General features: G+C 60.3%; 16 protein-coding genes. 10 read left to right on the plus strand and 6 right to left on the minus strand.

All coding sequences use genetic code 11. The features are described from left to right. Positions 1-4: 4 nt before the first annotated feature. Positions 5-1570, minus strand: a complete 1566-nt coding sequence (murJ, locus tag FDG13_RS15560) for a murein biosynthesis integral membrane protein MurJ (RefSeq protein ID WP_180129681.1) — start codon at positions 1568-1570, stop codon at positions 5-7. 105 nt (positions 1571-1675) lie between these two features. Here murJ and rpsT point away from each other — a divergent pair, with 105 nt between their 5' ends. From rpsT to FDG13_RS15575, 3 genes are all read left to right on the plus strand, one after another. After that, positions 1676-1975, plus strand: a complete 300-nt coding sequence (gene rpsT, locus FDG13_RS15565; protein WP_078363299.1) for a 30S ribosomal protein S20 — start codon at positions 1676-1678, stop codon at positions 1973-1975. 257 nt (positions 1976-2232) lie between these two features. Further along, positions 2233-2748, plus strand: coding sequence for a YgjV family protein (locus FDG13_RS15570; RefSeq protein ID WP_180129683.1), 516 nt, complete (start codon positions 2233-2235; stop codon positions 2746-2748). Positions 2749-2760: 12 nt separating this feature from the next. Then, complete coding sequence (locus FDG13_RS15575; protein WP_180129686.1) at positions 2761-3312, plus strand: YgjV family protein; 552 nt, start codon at positions 2761-2763, stop codon at positions 3310-3312. A 20-nt stretch (positions 3313-3332) separates the two neighbouring features. Here the strand turns inward: FDG13_RS15575 and FDG13_RS15580 are convergent, their stop codons facing one another. Beyond that, positions 3333-3668: a DUF3579 domain-containing protein gene (locus FDG13_RS15580; RefSeq protein ID WP_180132525.1), complete on the minus strand. Its 336-nt coding sequence runs from the start codon at positions 3666-3668 to the stop codon at positions 3333-3335. Between the two features lie 226 nt (positions 3669-3894). Here FDG13_RS15580 and FDG13_RS15585 point away from each other — a divergent pair, with 226 nt between their 5' ends. Genes FDG13_RS15585 through FDG13_RS15605 form a run of 5 tightly spaced genes read left to right on the plus strand, consistent with a single transcriptional unit; the run spans position 3895 to position 7552 of the window. After that, on the plus strand, positions 3895-5115 hold the full coding sequence (locus tag FDG13_RS15585; RefSeq protein ID WP_180129688.1) for an aspartate aminotransferase family protein: 1221 nt from the start codon (positions 3895-3897) through the stop codon (positions 5113-5115). After that, entirely contained in the window at positions 5112-6086 is a 975-nt protein-coding gene (gene argF, locus FDG13_RS15590; RefSeq protein WP_180129691.1) for an ornithine carbamoyltransferase, read from the plus strand. The genes FDG13_RS15585 and argF overlap by 4 nt, the downstream gene beginning before the upstream one ends. Positions 6087-6126: 40 nt before the next feature. Continuing rightward, the gene (locus tag FDG13_RS15595; protein WP_180129694.1) at positions 6127-6453 is read left to right on the plus strand and encodes a hypothetical protein; all 327 of its coding nucleotides are present in this window, start codon (positions 6127-6129) and stop codon (positions 6451-6453) included. Beyond that, entirely contained in the window at positions 6453-7319 is an 867-nt protein-coding gene (locus tag FDG13_RS15600) for an HDOD domain-containing protein (protein ID WP_180129697.1), read from the plus strand. The genes FDG13_RS15595 and FDG13_RS15600 overlap by 1 nt, the downstream gene beginning before the upstream one ends. Positions 7320-7363: 44 nt before the next feature. Beyond that, the gene (locus FDG13_RS15605) at positions 7364-7552 is read left to right on the plus strand and encodes a hypothetical protein (protein WP_180129700.1); all 189 of its coding nucleotides are present in this window, start codon (positions 7364-7366) and stop codon (positions 7550-7552) included. Positions 7553-7826: 274 nt separating this feature from the next. Here FDG13_RS15605 and FDG13_RS15610 read toward each other — a convergent pair whose 3' ends face one another. The 3 genes from FDG13_RS15610 to FDG13_RS15620 form a co-directional block, all read right to left on the minus strand. Continuing rightward, complete coding sequence (locus tag FDG13_RS15610) at positions 7827-9716, minus strand: ferrous iron transporter B (RefSeq protein WP_180129702.1); 1890 nt, start codon at positions 9714-9716, stop codon at positions 7827-7829. A gap of 15 nt (positions 9717-9731) precedes the next feature. Next, complete coding sequence (locus tag FDG13_RS15615) at positions 9732-10016, minus strand: FeoA family protein (protein WP_180129705.1); 285 nt, start codon at positions 10014-10016, stop codon at positions 9732-9734. 81 nt (positions 10017-10097) lie between these two features. Next, positions 10098-11312: an FAD-dependent monooxygenase gene (locus FDG13_RS15620; protein WP_180129707.1), complete on the minus strand. Its 1215-nt coding sequence runs from the start codon at positions 11310-11312 to the stop codon at positions 10098-10100. Between the two features lie 113 nt (positions 11313-11425). On the opposite strand from FDG13_RS15620, the gene FDG13_RS15625 reads away from it, so the two are divergent. Further along, on the plus strand, positions 11426-11872 hold the full coding sequence (locus FDG13_RS15625) for a BLUF domain-containing protein (RefSeq protein WP_180129709.1): 447 nt from the start codon (positions 11426-11428) through the stop codon (positions 11870-11872). 106 nt (positions 11873-11978) lie between these two features. Here the strand turns inward: FDG13_RS15625 and hrpA are convergent, their stop codons facing one another. Beyond that, complete coding sequence (gene hrpA, locus FDG13_RS15630) at positions 11979-15908, minus strand: ATP-dependent RNA helicase HrpA (protein WP_180129712.1); 3930 nt, start codon at positions 15906-15908, stop codon at positions 11979-11981. 187 nt (positions 15909-16095) lie between these two features. On the opposite strand from hrpA, the gene FDG13_RS15635 reads away from it, so the two are divergent. Next, the gene (locus FDG13_RS15635) at positions 16096-17286 is read left to right on the plus strand and encodes a toll/interleukin-1 receptor domain-containing protein (protein ID WP_218942764.1); all 1191 of its coding nucleotides are present in this window, start codon (positions 16096-16098) and stop codon (positions 17284-17286) included. Positions 17287-17403 lie beyond the last annotated feature (117 nt).

The raw sequence follows: 17403 nt of genomic DNA on the forward strand, positions 1-17403 counted from the left end.
TTGTCTACCGGCGCAGGAGTTGGCGCAATTGCAGGCCTGCCACACTGACAGTTCCCAAATAAATAGCAGCAGACCCAATCAATATAAGGGCTAGAAGCCAAATTCTCTTGAAACTCTCGGCACGCAAAGCGGTCCAGTCCCAGTGGCCATTGGCCCACATCAGGAAAACCCCTAGCAAGACACAGCCCGCCAGCACCTGCAGCAGAAACACCCCCCAGCCCGGCTCGGGTTTGTAGCTACCCCGTTTGATCAACCCCACCAGCAGCCACAGCGCATTGACCAAGGCGCCGATACCAATCGACAAGGTCAGCGCCGCATGCGCAAACATCGGCACCAACACCAAGTTGAGCAACTGGGTGAACACCAGCACACCCACCGCAATACGCACCGGGGTTTTGGTGTCCTGGTTGGCGTAGTAGCCCGGTGCCAGCACCTTGATCGCCACAATACCAATCAGCCCGGTGCCCCAACCCATCAATGCATAGGTGACCTGCTGCACATCAAAGGCGGTCATGGCGCCGTAGTGGTAGAGCACCGCCACCAGTGGCTTCGGAAACACCAGCAGCGCCACCGCGCAAGGCACTGCCAGCAAGGCCACCAGGCGCAGGCCCCAGTCCAGCATGCTGGAATACCGGGCGGTGTCACCACTGGCACGTGCACCGGCCAGCTGCGGCATCAACACCACGCCCATGGCCACGCCGAGCAAGGCGGTGGGAAACTCCATCAGCCGGTCGGCATAGGTGATCCAGCTCACGCTGCCAGGACGCAGGTGCGAGGCAATCTGGGTGTTGATCAGCATCGAGATGTGCGCCACGCTCACACCCAACAGCGCCGGGCCCATCAGGCGCAGCACACTCTGGGTTTCGGTGCAGGCCCAGGCCTCACGCAGGGCTGACCAACGCCAGCGCAGACGTGGCTGCAAGGCCAGCCGTTTTAAGGCCCACCACTGCACCGCCAGCTGGGAGGCCCCGCCCAGCAGCACGCCCCCAGCCAACGCATAAATCGGCTCAATACCCAGGCTTTTGAACCAGGGTGCACCCAGCGCGGTGGCTGCAATCATGCAGACATTGAGCAGCACCGGTGTGGCCGCAGGCACGGCAAAGTGTTTCCAGGTGTTGAGCACCCCGGCACCCAAAGCCACCAGCGACATGAAGGCGATGTAGGGAAACATCCAGCGCGTCATCACCACTGCCACATCAAAACCGCGCGGGTTTTGTTGCAAACCGCTGGCCATGATCCAGACCAACCCGCCGGCACTGAGCACCCCCACAATGCTCAGAACCAGCAGCGCCCAAACCAGCACCGTGGCTACCCGGTCAATCACCAGGCGCGTGGCGTCATCCCCCTGCTGCGCTTTGGAGGCTGCCAGCACCGGCACAAAAGCTTGGCTGAAGGCGCCTTCGCCAAAAAAGCGCCGGAACAAGTTGGGAATACGAAACGCCACGTTGAAGGCGTCGGTCATGGCGGAGGCGCCAAAGATAGACGCCATCAGCAGCTCACGCATCAGGCCAGTGATACGTGACCCCAGGGTCAGGAGGGAAACGATGGAGGCGGATTTGAAGAGGCTCACGCCGCAAAGTGTAGCTGCGCCGCAGCGGGTAGACAGGTGTTTGCGAGTCACTGCTAGAATCGCAGGCTTTGCTGACAACATCCACAGACTCAAGGAACATCAATCATGGCATCTGGAAAACCCAAGAAAAAGAACCCGCGCCTGGCGTCGGGCCGTAAACGCGTCCGTCAGGACATCAAGATCAACGCCGCGAACACCTCGCTGCGTTCCCAATACCGCACCGCTGTCAAGAACGTTGAAAAAGCCGTTCTCGCTGGCGACAAGGCCAAAGCAACCGAGTTGTTTGGCAAGATGCAAGCCGTGGTGGACACCGTGGCTGACAAGGGCATCTTCCACAAGAACAAGGCTGCACGCGACAAGAGCCGCCTGTCTACCAAGGTGAAAGCCTTGGCCCTCGCCGCCTGATTTTCAGGCAAATCGCACGTTGTCCTGAGGGATCAGGACAACGCCGTTTGTAACGGGTGCGCTGTCAGCAAAAGCAAAAAAGCCGTCTTTGGACGGCTTTTTTGCGTCTGGCGCTTGCGACCTGTCTGGCACACCGCTTGGGCAACAAACGCCAACGCGCACATGCTGTCAAGCAGAAACTAGGGTTAACCCTTACAATAGCTTACACCTAACTTTCAGCACGACTTGGCGCCGCATCCTTGCCTGGCGCACCACCCATGACCCCAACTCTTGTCGATATCACTGGCCTGGCGGCTTTGTCTCTGAATATCGCCGGTCTGGTGCGCACCTCAGACCGCTCACTGCGCCATTCCACCGGCTGGGCCTCGGCCTTGTGGGCCGCCAACAACCTGCTGATGGGCGCGCAAAGTGCCGCCGCCTTGAGCGCCCTCAGTGTGGGTCGACAGGTGTCCGCCTCCAATGCGCAGGGGCGCAGCGCACGCACCAAGCTGTGGTCTTGTCTGGCGTTTTTGCTGGTCACGCTGCTGCTTGGGGCACTCACCTGGAACGGCGTCACCACCCTGTTCTCGATGGCCGGGTCGATGCTGGCCACCTATGCCATGTTTTACATGCGTGGTGTGGCTTTGCGACTGGCGATGATTGGTGTGGCCAGCTTGTGGATGTACAACGCCTGGGCCTACGACTCGTGGTGGCAGATGCTGGGCAACACCCTCAATGGCGTGGCCGCCGCCTACGGCGCCTGGCGTGCAGCCAAAACACAGACCACTGTTTGAGAAAGATTATTTGTGTTTGACCACTGGCTCGATACCGCACAACTGTTTGGCTACGCTGCATTTTTTCTGGGTGTAGCGTCGTTCTTACAAAAAAACGACATCCGCTTCAAGCTCTACATGGCTGCCGAATGTGTGGCCTACGTGGTGCACTTCACGCTGCTGGGCAATCCGGCAGCAGGCGCCAGTTCCCTGGTGTCGATGACCCGCTCGCTGGTGTCAATCTACTCCAAGTCGCTGTGGATTGCCTTGATTTTTGTGGCCATCAACATCGGGCTGGGGTTCAAATTGGCCACCGTGTGGTGGAACTGGATCCCGCTGATGGCCTCCTGCGTCGGCACACTGGCGCTGTTTCTTCTGGAGGGCATCCAGATGCGCATGGTGATGCTGCTGGGCACCGCGCTGTGGATTGTCAACAACGTGCTCTCGGGCTCCATTGGTGGCACAGCGCTCGAAGTGGTGATTGCCATCACCAACACCTACACCATCTACAAAATGCGGATCAAAGCACGTGAAGCCGCCAGCCTGCCACTCAGCAACCCAGCCACACCCGCACAAGAGATCTGAGCCGCCAGCGGCCAACTCCTTCAGCCGCGTGGCGTTTTGGGCTTGAGGCCGTGGCCCACCGGTGGCGGGCCCTGAAAGGTCTGCAACTCGTTGTCCTTGGCAAAGTTCATGCAAAAGTCCCAGGCCATCACATCGTGGGTGCGCAAGGCTTCGTCCAGAATCACACAGCGGGTTCCTTCCACACTGGTGGGTACACACCACGGTGAATAGGTGTAGTGGCGCCCCGGTAAGGCCTGGCCCGGTCGAAACTGGCTCATGACACCGGCCAACCGTTCTGCCCAGTCACTGGGGCGAAAAGCGCGACCGCTGTGGGTCACACCCAGGATATAGACTTTTGGTGGAACAGGTGAAACCATCTTGTGGCGGCCAATCTTGGGGGTGTTGACGAGATGTTGCAACGCAGCGGGCATTGTAGTGCGCTTCCCAAGTCTTATACAAGACCTGGGGTTTTCAGCAGCGCCGCACCCCCACAACCCAGACCACCACTGCGGCTGACCAGACCATGGATTTGATCGGTCTAAAATCACGCTTCAACGGCCCAACCTGCGTTGGGCCGCTTTGTTTTCCCACGGAGATCAACGCATGAACGCACCCCATCCCTTCATTGAAGCCGCCTCGCCCCACGTGATGAACACCTACGGGCGCCTGCCTATCGCCATGTCACACGGCCAGGGCTGCCGAGTCTGGGATGTCAACGGCAAGGTCTATCTGGATGCGCTCGGTGGTATTGCGGTCAACACCCTGGGTCACAACCACCCCAAGCTGGTGCCCGCACTGCAGGACCAGATCAGCAAGATCATCCACAGCTGCAATTACTACCATGTGCCCAACCAGGAAGCGCTGGCCAAAAAGCTGGTCGAACTCTCGGGCATGAGCAATGTGTTTTTCTGCTCGACCGGGCTGGAGGCCAACGAGGCCGCACTGAAGCTGGCGCGCAAGTTTGGCCATGACAAGGGCATTGAACGGCCGGAAATCGTGGTGTATGAAAAAGCCTTCCACGGCCGCTCGATCGCCACCTTGAGCGCCACCGGCAACCCCAAGGTCCAGGCCGGATTTGGCCCGCTGGTAGAAGGTTTTATCCGTGTGCCGATCAACAACATCGAGGCTCTCAAGGCCGCCACCGAAGGCAACCCGAATGTCGTGGCAGTGTTTTTTGAAGCCATCCAGGGTGAAGGCGGCATCAACCCGATGCACCTGGATTACCTGCGCGACTTGCGCAAGCTCTGTGATGAACGTGAGTGGTTGATGATGATTGACGAGGTGCAATGTGGCATGGGTCGCACCGGCAAATGGTTTGCCCACCAGTGGGCGGGCATCGTGCCCGACGTGATGCCGCTGGCCAAGGGCCTGGGTTCCGGCGTGCCGGTGGGTGCGGTGGTGGCTGGCCCCAAGGCCGCCCAGATTTTCCAGCCCGGCAACCACGGCACCACCTTTGGTGGCAACCCGCTGGCCATGCGGGCCGGGGTGGAGACCATCCGCATCATGGAAGAAGACGGCCTGCTGGCCCATGCCGCTACAGTCGGCGCCCACCTGAAAGCCGGTCTGGAGACCGCCCTGGCGGCCGAACTGGCAGCCGGCATGGTCAAAGAGATTCGTGGCCAAGGCCTGATGCTGGGCATTGACCTGGCCAAACCCTGCGGTGTGTTGACCCAACGTGCCGCCGATGCGGGCCTGCTGATCAGCGTGACCGCCGACAGCGTGGTGCGTCTGGTGCCGCCGCTGATCCTGAGCCAAGCCGAGGCCGACGAGATCGTTGCCCGGTTGTGCCCCCTGATTTCCGCTCTGTTGAAAGAAGCCCCATGAACCCGGTCAACTTCGGTATCCCCAGCACCATCCCCAAAGGCGCACCACCGGTGCGTCACTACCTGCAGTTCTCTGACCTGCGGGCCGATGAATACGCCTACCTGCTCGAGCGCGCGGCCTTCATCAAGGCCAAGTTCAAGACCTTCACCCGGCACCAGCCGCTGGTGGACCGCACGCTGGCGATGATTTTCGAAAAGGCCTCGACCCGCACCCGTGTCAGTTTTGAGGCCGGCATGTACCAGCTCGGTGGCAGCGTGGTGCACCTGACCACCGGCGACAGCCAGTTGGGCCGTGCCGAACCGATTGAAGACAGCTCGCGAGTCATCAGCCGCATGGCCGACTTGGTGATGATCCGCACCTACGAGCAAACCAAGATCGAGCGTTTTGCCGAATATTCCCGCGTGCCGGTGATCAACGGCCTGACCAACGAGTTTCACCCCTGCCAGATCCTGGCCGACATCTTCACCTTCATTGAACACCGTGGCCCGATCCAGGGCAAGACGGTGGCCTGGGTCGGTGACGGCAACAACATGGCCAACACCTGGCTGCAGGCTGCCACGCTGCTGGACTTCAAGGTCAATGTAAGCACACCCAGTGGTTACGAAGTCAATGAAAAAATAGCCTCTGGCCCAGATGGCATAAGGGCAGGCAGCTATGAAAACTTTAGCAATCCGCTGGACGCCTGCCGCGGCGCTGACCTGGTCACCACCGACGTCTGGACCAGCATGGGTTATGAGGCCGAGAACGAGGTGCGTAAACAGGCTTTTGCCACCTGGCGGGTCAGCAGCGAGATGATGGCCGTGGCCCAACCCAAGGCCTTGTTCATGCACTGCCTGCCCGCCCACCGCGGTGAAGAGGTGGATGCCGAGGTGATCGACGGGCCACAAAGTGTGGTCTGGGACGAGGCCGAAAACCGCATGCATGTGCAAAAGGCGCTGATGGAATACCTGCTGCTGGGCCGCCAAGCGTGATGGCGCTGCGCTGCCAGACCGAGGTTTTGCGAGCACCCGCATGAAAACGCGCCGCCAGTACATTCCCGTCACCGACATCGAGCCCGGCATGGTGCTGGGCGAGACCGTCCAGGTGGTGGAGCGTGGTTTGCTCAGCATGGTGTTGCCACCCGGCCACCCGCTCACCGCCGACAACCTCAACCAGTTGCGTGCCCACCACGCCGAATACATCTGTATCGACCAGCCCGATGATCGCAGCGACGAACAAATCGCTCTGGACACCGAGCAGGCGGCGCGCCGGGTGCAAGAGATTTTCAAAGACTGCAAGCTGGATGACCCCACCCTGCTGTCGCTGTTTGACCAGGTGATGGCTTACCGTACCGCATGATGAGCCACCCACCCATCACCCGCGACACGGTCATCCAGCACAGCCGGTTGATGCCGAGTTTTCCCATCCTGGTGCAAGAGATTCTGGCCACGCTGGACAACCCCGACACCAACCTCAACACCCTGGCGAACTACATCAACCTGGACCCGGTAATAACAGCCCGCGTGCTGTCGGTGGCCAATGCCGCCGCCTCAGGCAGGCAACGGGATGCCAACGTTAACAACATTTTTGCCGCCACCTCGCTGATTGGTCTGGCCAAGGTGCGCAGCATCACCCTGATCAGCAGCCTGGGTGGTTTCATCCAAAAAGCGGCCGCACTCACGCTGCCCACCGCGTTTTGGGAACACAGCGTGGCCATCAGCATCTGCGCCCAGGAACTTACCCGCCATGTGGCCCAGCCGGTGAGTCCAGACGCCGCGCTGATCTCGGGCATGTTGCACGACATCGGCCAACTCTGGCTTTTTGCGCTGGATGCCGACACCGCGCGCGCTTGCTGGCAACAAGCCATCCATTCCGATTTGGGCATTGAGGAACTGGAGCGAGAGGCCTTTGGCCTAGACCACGCCATCATCGGTGCCTGGCTGGCCGAGCACTGGAAGCTGCCCCCCACCATCGTGCAGGCCATCCAGCACCACCACAACCCGGACAGCGCGCTGGACAACCCGCTGGTGCCCTTGCTCCATGTGGCCGAGGTGCTGGGCAATGCGCTGGACCTGGGTCACCGCGACCAGAACCGCGTCACCCATATCTCCAGCGCCGCATGTCAGACGCTGGAGCTGGTGTGGGACGACAACATCCGACCGCTGTTTGGCCAGATCGAGGCACGTAGCCGACACGCCAACCAGTTTTTTAACCAGGCCCGTTGATTCATGTTCAAACACCCTGCTCCAGATGTTTCAGAGACCCTGCCATGAATGACAAAGACAAAAAATTCTGGATGCTGGTGCTCAAGCTGGCACTGGGCGCGATTGCTCTGATCACATTTTTTGGTGTTGGCCTGTACTACACCGCCAAATACAACACCTATGCGCCGCCGGACACCCCACCGACGACCGACTGGGGCATTGCCAAAGACTCCCCCATTCGCAACAAGCGCTGACAAGCCGCCGCCCGAACCGCTGGCACCACAAGGTGATGCTCAGCGCTTGGGGTGAAAATGCACGGTTTGCTCTGGCTGGGGCTGTGTCGACGCTGCCGTTATCGAGCCCGGGCACTGGCCACAGCGACCACAGTCAGAGTGGCAGCTGGGGGCACGACCCAAAGCGCGGTGCAGCCGCCCCAGTCGCTGGCGTAGCGTGTTGGGCAGCACATACCACAGGCAGTACAGCGCCGCCAAGCTCACCAGCACGACCACCGCCCAGGTCTGGCCCATCTCAGCCCGCCCCCCACATCAGGGCCAGTCGGTATGTGACCCAGCTGGCAAGGTAAGCCAGCGCAAACAGGTACAGCGTCACCAGCAAGGGGTAACGCCAGGAGTTGGTTTCACGGCGCACCGCTACCAGGGTCGAGATACACTGCGGTGCAAAAATGAACCACACCAGCAGCGACAAGGCGGTGGCCAGCGACCAGCTGTGTGCAATCAGCGGACTCAGCTGGGCCGCCACATCCTCACCGGTGGCCGACAACGCGTAGACCGTGCCCAGGGCACCCACCACCACCTCTCGCGCCGCCATACCAGGCACCAGGGCCACCGCAATCTGCCAGTTGAAACCAATCGGTGCCACCAGCACCTCAAGCCAGTGCCCCAACATACCGGCAAAGCTGTGGTTGATGGCCGCATCGGTTGCCCCAGCAGGCGCTGCCGGAAAAGTCGCCAAAAACCAGAGCAGGATGGTCAGCGCCAGGATGATGCCACCCACCCGTTTGACAAAAATCGCGGCCCGCTCGTACAAGCCATGCGCCAGATTGCGCACATTGGGCAGGCGGTAGGCTGGCAGCTCCATCACCAGCGGCGTCGGCCGCGCCTGGGCGCGCCACAACATGGCCACCGCGGCCACCGCCATGGCCGAGACAATACCCCCGACATACAGGCCAAACATCACCAGCCCCTGCAGGTTAAACACCCCCCAGACCGTGCGGCTCGGGATGAAGGCACCAATCAGCAGCGCATAAACCGGCAACCGGGCCGAGCAGGTCATCAGCGGCGCAATCATGATGGTGACCAGCCGATCACGCCAATGGGTGATGCTGCGCGTGGCCATGATGCCCGGCACCGCACAGGCAAAACTCGACAACAGTGGAATGAAGGAGCGCCCGGACAAGCCCACCGTGCCCATCACCCGGTCCAGCAAAAACGCCGCACGCGGCAGGTAACCAGAGTCCTCCAGCACCAGAATGAAAAAAAACAGGATCAGGATCTGCGGCAAAAACACCAGAACCCCACCGGCCCCGGCCAGCACACCATCCACCAGCAGGCTGCTCAACGGCCCGTCAGACAACAGGCCACGCACCCCATCAGACAAGCCCTCCACCAGCGACTTGATCTGATCCATGGGCCACACGGCCCAGCTGAACACCGCCTGGAACATCAGAAACAGCGTGGCGGCCAGCACCAGCATGCCCCACAGCGGGTGCAACACCACCGCGTCAATCGCATCGTCGGTGTGCAGGCTGCCTTCAGGCTCCTGCACCGCCAGCTTGATCACACGACGCACCTCCTGCTGGGTGGCCATCACCTCGTCCACCTGCGGTGCATGCCAGGTCATCTGCTGTTTGAGGCGTTTTTTCGACTTGGCCAGATCCACCTTGGCCAGGTAGGTCAACAGCTCCTGGGCACCGTCGTGGCGGATACCGACCGTCTCAATCACCGGCATGGCCAGCTCTCGCGCCAGCAGCGCACGGTCCACCGTGATGCCACTGTGGCGCGCTGCGTCACTCATGTTCAGCGCCAGCACCAGCGGCAAATTCAGCGCACGCGCTTCGAGCACCAGGCGCAAGTTCAGACGCAGGTTGGTGGCATCCACCACACACACCACCAGGTCCGGCAAGGGCTCGTTGGGGCGCTGCCCGGTGACGATGTCGCAGGTGATCTGCTCGTCAGCGCTCAGGGCGTTGAGGCTGTAGGCACCGGGCAAATCCAGCACCACCACCTGGCGGCCCGAGGCGGTCTCCAAGTGCCCCTCTTTGCGCTCCACGGTGACACCGGCGTAGTTGGCCACCTTCTGGCGGCTGCCGGTGAGCAGGTTGAACAAGGCGGTTTTGCCACAGTTGGGGTTGCCCAGCAGTGCCACGCGCAGCGGAGGAAGGTGGGTGTGATCCGTCATGCAGGGCGATCTGAGTCAGAGCGGACGAACCTGAACCAGCGCTGCCTCGTGGCTGCGCAAGGCAAAGGTGGTGTGCCCCACACGCACCGCCAACGGATCGTGCCCCGGGTAACCGTGGGCGATCACCCGCACCACCTCACCAGGCAAAAAACCGATTTCGAGCAAACGCAGCGCAATGCCGCGTTCTTCCTCGTCGTGAGTGTCGGCCATGCCCACCACCACGGCGCGCGCCTGTTTGGCCAGTTGGTCCAGACCGATGCTCGGCTGGTCGCTTGGTGTGGTCGGTTGCGGGGAGGTCATGAGAACATGTGAAGCGAGAACTGTGCCGAGTTTAGTCATCTTCAAAACGGCGCCATCGCGCGCCCGGCACACAAGTGGCCGTTAAGCCGGCCCACCCCCATACAACCAGGGCTGATCCAGCAACCGTTGGCCCAGCACACGCATGGCCAGGTCACGGCCCAGGCGCATCGGCCCGGTCAGGTGGTAAATCTGGCCATTCTGCAGAGCGCGTGCCTGCACCTTGGCATTGCGCTGCCAGCGCTGGTTGGCGTAATCCTGGATCAGTGCCGGCACCCGGCCCAGCACAGCTTGGTTGCCTGACTCCGCAGCAAATACACCCGCAGCCCCCAGCAGCTTGGCCAGTGTGGCTGCGTCTTCAATCGCCATGGCAGCTCCCTGCGCCAGGTACGGCACCATCGGGTGCGCCGCATCCCCCAGCAGCGCCACCCGGCCCAGCGCATGTTCGTGCGCACCGCGCATCGGCAGGCGGATGCTCAGCGGCCACAGGCGCCAAGCCTCGATGGCATGGATCAGGTCACGCAAGGGGGCACAGCTGTCCGCCACAATGCGCTGCAAATCGGCTGCGTTAGCACTGTGGTCCCAGCTGGTGATGTCACCCTGGACCTGACCGTGCACGATACCGACCACGTTCATCCAGTCCCCCCCGCGCACCGGGTACTGCACCACATGCATACGCGGCCCGAACCAGGCGGTGACCTGCTGGGTTTGCAGATGTTTGGGCAAGTCACTTTGCTTGACCATGGTGCGGTAGGCCAGATGCCCGGTGGGCTGGGGCTTGCCGTCGTGTAACAGTTGCTGGCGCAGGTTGCTCCAGGCGCCATCGGCGGCCACCAACACATCGGCCTGCGGCTGCTGGCCGTCTTGCAATTGCGCGGTGACATGGGCCTTGGTCTGCGCCACGCTGGTGACCGCGTTGGCCAGATGCAGCGCCACATCACCCCGCTGCTGAAGCACCCGCACCAACAAAGCATGCAAATCTGCCCGGTGGATGGTGATATACGGTGCGCCATAACGCCGAACCATGTCCGCACCCAACGTCAGTTCACCCAGTACCGTGCCCGATGTGGCGCTGCGAAATTGCAAGCGGTGTGGAAACGCGGCCAAACCGGTCAGGTCATCTTTCAAACCCCAGCCGTGCAACACCCGCACCGCATTAGGGCCGAGCTGGATGCCCGCGCCGAACTCGGAAAACGCGGCAGCGCGCTCGTACAAAGACACTTTGGCACCCGCCTGGGCACAGGCCAGCGCCGCAGACAAACCACCAATCCCCCCACCCGCAACAAGAACCTCAGCCATGACAACTCTTTCGTCGACCAACCATTGATCGTGGCGATTGTCGGCAAAGTCAGACCTCACTTATCAACCCGAGCACTTATTTTTTTGTAGCTTGGCGGGCGTACACTTTGACCATGGACGAAACACGACAACGCATTCAGCTGGTTCGACTTTTGTATGTGAGTCGGGCTGTGGGACCCCAAACAACGGCGGTAACGGACTCGATCCTGTCCGTCGCACAAAGTGCCAACCGACAACGCGGCATCACTGGCGTTTTGTGCCAGGGCCAAGGCCTGTACCTGCAGGTGCTCGAAGGTGAGCGAGGTGTCATCAACGCCCTTTACAACCGCATCACGCAGGACCGGCGCCATCAGGATGTGCAGTTGTTGTTGCTCGAAGAAATCAGCCAGCGCCGTTATGCCGACTGGGCCATGGCCCATGTGCTGCTGGCCGACGATGACCCGATGGTCCAGCTCCACCACCCTGAATTCGACCCCTACTCGGCACCTGGCGCATCGGTGCTGAAGATGGTGGCGGACCTGGTGGCCAAAGGCCAGCGCATTCGCAAGACCTCGGTGTAAACCAAACAGGCTCACGGTTGCTATTAATACAAAAGCAACCAGCCCTTATATAAATTGGGCAAAACAGTGATTTGACCTGTGAACCGGGCCAGTCAGGCGAGCAAGCTCACCCCAGCTGCGCCCAAGCCTTCTCCAGCCGCTTCACGCTCACCGGCTGCGGGGTGCGCAGTTCTTGTGCGAAGAAGCTCACACGCAACTCTTCGAGCAGCCAGCGGAATTCCTGCAGGCGATCATCCACCACACCTTTGCGCTCAGCCACCAGGCGCCAGTAGCGCTGCTCCAGTGGTTGCAACTCTTTCAGGCGGGCGCTGTCACGGGCCGGGTCGGCACGGTACTTTTCCAGCCGAGCGGTGATCGCTTTGAGGTAACGCGCAAAGTGCTGCAGGCTGCCCCAGGGAGTGACACTCAAGAACTTCTTGGTCATCAATTTTGATAGCTGCTGGGCCGCATCCGCCGAGGCCTCTGGCGCATTTTTGCTGTCCTTGATCTTGCGCGCGGCCACCGCGTATTCAGCCAGGATGCTGGCGCTCAGGCGGGCGACTTCGGTGCAGATCAGGGTCAGGCGCCCTCGCCCCTCGTCCACGCGCTTTTTGAACGCAAATTCGTCGGTGGGCAACGGGTCGAGCAAAAAGGCACGGTCCAGCGCCACCTGGATGATCTGTTCACGCAGCTCTTCCAGCGTGCCGCCGGTGCCGCTGCCATCCGGGTTTTTGCCGACCTGCATGTAGGTGACGGCCATTTTTTGCAGGTCGGGCACGTTCTTTTCCAGGTACTTGAGCGCGTCCTTGATTTGTAACGCAAACAAACGGCGCAGGCCGACGCGGTGTTTGGCAGCAGCCACCTCGGGTTCATCAAACACTTCGATGGTGACGGCATCGCCCGCGTCGAGCAGCGCCGGGTAACCAATCAGGGTCTGGCCGCCTTTTTGGATTTCCAGCAGCTCAGGCAGCTCACCAAAGGTCCAGGCCGTGTGTTTAACACCGGCTGGCGTGGCTTTGGTGGTGGGTTCACTCACTGCCTTTTTTGTAGCTACCTGCCCTTGATTTATGAGGGCTTGAGACTGATTTGGCTTGGGGACTTCCGGCGAGGCCGTTTTGGCCAGCTTGAGCCCGGCCAGCGCCTGAAACGCACCACGTGCCTGGGCGCCGAGTTCGGACTTCAGCGCGCCCAGGTTACGACCCTGACCGAGTTGGCGGCCATGCTCGTCCACCACGCGGAAGTTCATGAAGAAGTGCGGCGGCAACATGTCGACCTTGATGTCGGCGCGCACCACGTCCACCGTGGTGGCCAAGCGCACCAGCTTCAGCACCGCCTCGATCAGCGAGCCGTGGCCAAATAACGCAGGCTCGTTGAGCTGGGCCGCCATTTTGCTGGCCGACTCGGGCAGCGGCACCAGGCGCGAGCGTGGGCGCTGGTGCAGGGTTTTGATCAGAGCCTGGATCTTGTCCTTGAGCATGCCGGGCACCAGCCACTCACAACGCTCCTCGTTGACCTGGTTCAGCACAAAAATCGGTACCGTCACCGTCAAGCCGTCTTTCGGATCGCCGGGTTCGTGCAAGTAGGTGGCAGCGCAATCGACACCACCCAGGCGCACGGTTTTCGGGAAGGCCTGGGTGGTGATGCCCGCCGCCTCGTGGCGCATCAGCTCCTCGCGGGTGAGCAACAGAAGCTTGGGGTTGATCTTCACCGCGTCGCGGTACCAGGCCTCAAAGGTGAAGCCGCTGCACACCTCGGGTGGCAACTGCTGGTCATAAAAGGCGTAGATCAGCTCGTCGTCCACCAACACGTCCTGGCGGCGCGCCTTGTGCTCCAGGTCTTCCACCTGTTTGATCAGCTTCTGGTTGGCGGCCAGGAACGGCAGCTTGGTCTCCCACTGGCCACCGACCAGCGCCTCGCGGATGAAAATTTCGCGCGCACCGGGCAAATCGACCCGGCTGTAGTTCACGCGCCTGCCGCTGTAGATGACGATGCCGTACAGCGTGGCGCGCTCCAGCGCATTGACCTCGGCCACCTTTTTTTCCCAATGCGGGTCGAGCAGCTGTTTTTTGAGCAAATGGGCACCAACCTGCTCCAGCCACTGCGGCTCAATCGCGGCAATGCCTCGGCCAAACAGGCGGGTGGTTTCCACCAACTCAGCCGCCACAATCCAGCGCCCTGGCTTTTTGACCAGATGCGCGCCGGGGTGCGGGTAAAACTTGATGCTGCGTGCACCCAGGTATTCGCCGCCCGAGCCTTCGGTCTCCAGCTTGCAGCCGATGTTGCCCAGCAAACCCGACAGCATCGACAAATGCAACTGTTCGTAGCTGGCAGGCGCGGTGTTGATGCGCCATTTGTGCTCGGCCACCACGGTGTGCAGCTGGCTGTAGATGTCGCGCCACTCGCGCACCCGGCGCATGCTGACAAAGTTTTGTCGCAGCAGTTGTTCGTATTGGCGGTTGCTGAGTTTGTGCTCAGCGCCCTGCCCACCCCGCGCGGTCTCCAGCCATTTCCATAACTTCAGGTAGCCCGAAAACTCGCTCTTTTCATCGTCAAACTTGGCATGTGCCTGGTCGGCCTGCTGCTGCGCCTCCATCGGGCGGTCGCGTACATCCTGCACGCTCAGCGCGCTGGCAATCACCAGCACCTCATCCAGTGCCTCGCGGCTGCGTGCCTCCAGAATCATGCGGCCCACACGCGGGTCCAGCGGCAATTTGGCCAGCTCACCACCCATGGCGGTCAATTCATTGGCTTCGTCCACCGCACCGAGTTCATTGAGCAACTGATAACCATCGGCAATGGCCCGGCCCGAGGGTTTTTCGATGAACGGGAAGTCTTCGACGATGCCCAGGTGCAACGACTTCATGCGCAGAATCACCCCGGCCAGGGATGAGCGCAGGATTTCGGGGTCGGTGAACTTGGGGCGGCCAATGAAATCTTTCTCGTCATAGAGCCGGATACAAATGCCGTTGGCCACCCGCCCGCAGCGGCCCGCACGCTGGTTGGCCGAACTCTGGCTGATCGGCTCCACCAGCAGCTGCTCCACCTTGCTTCTGAAACTGTAGCGCTTCATGCGCGCCGTGCCTGCGTCAATGACGTATCGGATGCCCGGCACGGTGAGCGAGGTCTCAGCCACATTGGTAGCCAGCACAATGCGCCGCCCGTTGTGGCCGTCAAAAATACGGTCTTGTTCAGCCTGGCTCAGCCGGGCAAACAGCGGCAACACATCGGCACCACGAAACACCGGCTGGTGGCTCAGGTGGCCACGCAGATGGTCGGCCGCCTCGCGAATCTCGCGCTCACCGGGCAAAAACACCAGGATGTCGCCGCTGTTGTGCACATCGCGCCAAAGCTCGTCCACCGCATCGGCAATCGCGTGGTTCAGATCGTAGTCACGCGCTTCTTCAAACGGGCGGTAACGCTGCTCCACCGGGAACATGCGCCCGCTGACCATAATGATCGGCGCCGGACCATGCCTGGACGCAAAGTGATCAGCAAAACGCTGCGCGTCAATCGTGGCCGAGGTCACCACCACCTTCAGGTCTGGGCGGCGCGGCAGGATCTGCTTCAAATACCCGAGCAAGAAGTCGATGTTCAGGCTGCGCTCGTGCGCCTCGTCGATGATGATCGTGTCGTAGGCTTTGAGCAGCGGGTCAGTTTGTGTCTCGGCCAGCAAAATGCCGTCGGTCATTAGCTTGACCGAGGCGTCGCGCCCCAGACGGTCCTGAAAACGCACTTTAAAACCGACCACCTCACCCGGCGTGGTGTTGAGCTCTTCGGCAATGCGTTTGGCGACACTGCTGGCGGCAATGCGGCGCGGCTGGGTGTGGCCAATCAGCTTGCCACGCGGCGCCGGTCGGCCATCGGCCAAGGTTTTGGGGTAGTTGCACAAGCCACGCCCCATCGCCAGGGCGATCTTGGGCAGCTGGGTGGTTTTGCCCGAGCCGGTTTCACCACAGACGATGATGACCTGGTGCGCGGCCATCGCGGCCATAATTTCTTCGCGACGCGCCGAGACCGGCAGGGATTCGGGGAATTCGATGTTCAGAGGGTTCGACATTGGGGCGCCATTATCGGTGGCGGCGCCGGGGCGGGATTTGGGGGTGAATGCTGTTGTAAGCCTATTTGGCGCCTAGCCCTCTTGATACGAGGGCTCGCAGCTACGGAATATGTAGTGATGTGCTGTGATGGAGATGGTTGGCCGAGGATGCATCCTGCCGGTAACCGTGGCCGTCAAAAGACGAGATATGACCACCACCCCAACCCATTCCAAACGCAAGCGACTTTTGCGCTCAAGCAATCAGGACACCAACAATGACACAAACCAAGAGGAAACGGGTACCCGGTTTGCAGCGGGAGCGGCCATTCGGAACATCTGCCAAATTTACTCATCGATTCAGAACATCACCCCAGAACTCACCTGTTGTCCCACGTCTGGTCTGCCAGAATATCGAGATACGATTGATGCGGTGAAAAAGCAGCAAAAACAAAGCTGCAAGCCGCTTTCAGGAGGATTTGATGGCCAACATATGGAGCAATTTCCAACTTATAGAGCGGATGTTGCTCTGAACATTACGTTAGGCCTCCACGTCGAATTTATGAGTACAGAGCACATCCCTTACGGTCCCGTCTACATCACGGATGGACCTCACTCGGGTCGCATTGGCAACTACGATGACAATGACACAGAATTCTCGGACGACATTGACTTTGATTTGGTTGGAGACGACGATGACATTGAAGGGCGGCGTGTAGCAATAGTCTATTTTGGAGACTTTTTCCTGGCCAATGGGTACTACATCATTCCAGATGAGTACGTTAGAGAAGTCACTACGGCCGATCTCTTGAAGCGGCGCGAAGAGCTCCATAACCTTATAGGACGGTTTGCTGCAGCGAAAGGCTCGCCAAAAGTAGGAGCTAAAAGAAAGATCGAATTGCTTACCGAATTACATTTCGTGGAAGGAGTGCTTGTGGATCGAATGATTCATGCTCGCTATAGCAACAAAGGGCAAGGCGCCAAGATTTTCATCTCGCACTCATCAAAAGACAAACAGTTTGCAACATGGCTGGGCACAGACTTAAAAACGTCTGGGCACACGCCGTGGTTCGACGAGTGGGACATCTGCGTTGGTGAATCTATTCCAGAGAAAATATCTGACGGCCTATCTAGTGCAGACTTCATCATTGTGGTGCTGTCAACAAATTCGATTAAATCTAAGTGGATGGAGCGGGAGTGGCATGCGAAGTATTGGTCTGAAATTGAAAAAAACCGAACCATTGTTTTGCCGCTGCTCATTGAAGACTGCACTATCCCTGAACTCCTAAAAACAAAGAAGTACGCAGACTTTCGTTCAAACTACAACGATGGCTTAGAGGATGTTCTGTTTGCTGTGGACCGTTTGTTGGAGACGCGTCCAACTGATGAAGAGCAAAGCTAAACAATTTCGCGTAGCGCACCAGCCGCCAAATTGGTCGTTCAACGCGGACACCGCTACAGCCCACGCCTTCGGCATTCTCTTGGCCTGTAGCTGTACCCTTCGCGCTTCATGCTACGG

It is taken from the genome of Rhodoferax sp. BLA1, from assembly GCF_013416775.1.
In the GTDB taxonomy this organism is placed as follows: Bacteria; Pseudomonadota; Gammaproteobacteria; order Burkholderiales; family Burkholderiaceae_C; genus Rhodoferax.